The 1,340-nt window shown below is 62.9% G+C and carries 1 protein-coding gene; it reads right to left on the bottom strand.

Features of this window, described 5'->3' with window-relative positions; genetic code table 11:
• Positions 1 to 16: 16 nt before the first annotated feature.
• Positions 17 to 1,084, bottom strand: coding sequence for an IS110 family RNA-guided transposase (locus tag R3P93_RS24480; protein ID WP_317534362.1), 1,068 nt, complete (start codon positions 1,082 to 1,084; stop codon positions 17 to 19).
• Between the last annotated feature and the right edge of the window lie 256 nt (positions 1,085 to 1,340).

The following is a 1,340-nucleotide window of genomic DNA, read 5'->3' on the forward strand; positions in this document are numbered from 1 at the left end:
GATGCTCCTATGTCTGTCAAGGGCTGGGTGTGGGCTTCAGTAGGCCGAATATTTCGCGGGCGATGGCGCGTTTGAGGCATCGGGTGATTTCGCGTGGGGTTTTTCCTTCCGCGAGGCGCCGGTCTCGGTATTGCTGGGTTCGTTCGTCGCTGCGTAGCCTGGTGATGGCGATGGTGTAGAGCGCCCGGTTTGCTTGGCGGTCGCCTCCACGGTCGAGGCGGTGTCGTTGTGTTTTCCCAGAGGACGCGGGGATCGGGGCGACACCGCACAGGCGGGCGAAGGATCCCTCGGAGGTGACTCGTTCGGGATTGTCGCCGACAGTGATCAACAGCTGCGCGGCGGTGCTGGCACCGACTCCGAACCGTGCCAGCAGGTGCGGTGCGTGTGCAGCGACGAGTGCTTCGATCTGGATGGCGAGGATCCGCTCCTCGGCAGTGAGGTCCTGTATCCGCAGGGCCACCGACCGCAACGCTGCACCTACGGCGGAATCGAGATCGACGGGACGCCTGGCTGCGGGTGGCAGGGATGCGCACGCAGCGAACAATTTGGTGTCGGTGAGCTGGCGGAGGTCAGTCCGGATCGGGTCGGGGGCGTTGACGATCATCGATTTCAGTTGGGTGATCGCTTCGGCTCGGGCTTTGACTGCGGAGTGACGGGCGTTGTGCAGGAAGCGAATTGCTTCGACGGTGCCGTCGTGGGACTTGGGAATTGTGGTCGCATTTCCGGTCAGAGCCGCCCGCGCGGCAGAGCGGGCGTCGAGGGGGTCCGATTTCCCCTGGAACCGTCGAGAGCGTCGGTCGGGGCGGTCGACATCGACTACTTCGAGATCTTGTGCGCGTAGCGCAGTGGACAGTGTCGATCCGTAACTGCCGGTGCCTTCGACACCGATACGCTCCACGGTCCCGGCCGCGGTGATCCACGCGATCAGATCCGCGTGGCCGGCGGCAGTGGTGGGGAACTCTCGGTCGCCGACCTCGCGTCCGAGGTAATCGACGATCGCGGCATGGTGGGTGCTCTTGTGGGTGTCGACACCTACGAAGACGGTGGTGCTGACATCGGGTGGATTGTCGGTCATGCTGGACATGGCTATCCCTTCGTGGTGGTGGCCACGCACCGGCCGGGACGGCGGACAAGACTGTGATGGGACTCTTTGGACAGGCTCCTATGAAGTCACTTCGCCCACCGGTCGCGTGTGTCTACAGCGACAGAGGGTCGGGAACCGACACATCGTTTATAAGACAGTCCATCGGACGTCGGTCACATTGTGAGTCAGGCCCCAGCCCACTGCAGATATCCAGTATCAACCGGACATATCCATACTCACAGTCACATTGACTCCC

It is taken from the genome of Rhodococcus cerastii (assembly GCF_033042195.1).
In the GTDB taxonomy this organism is placed as follows: domain Bacteria; phylum Actinomycetota; class Actinomycetes; order Mycobacteriales; family Mycobacteriaceae; genus Rhodococcoides.

Coding starts and splice junctions, on each gene's coding strand:
- R3P93_RS24480 (WP_317534362.1), bottom strand. CDS start 1,084: ATGTCCAGCATGACCGACAATCCACCCGATGTCAGCACCACCGTCTTC.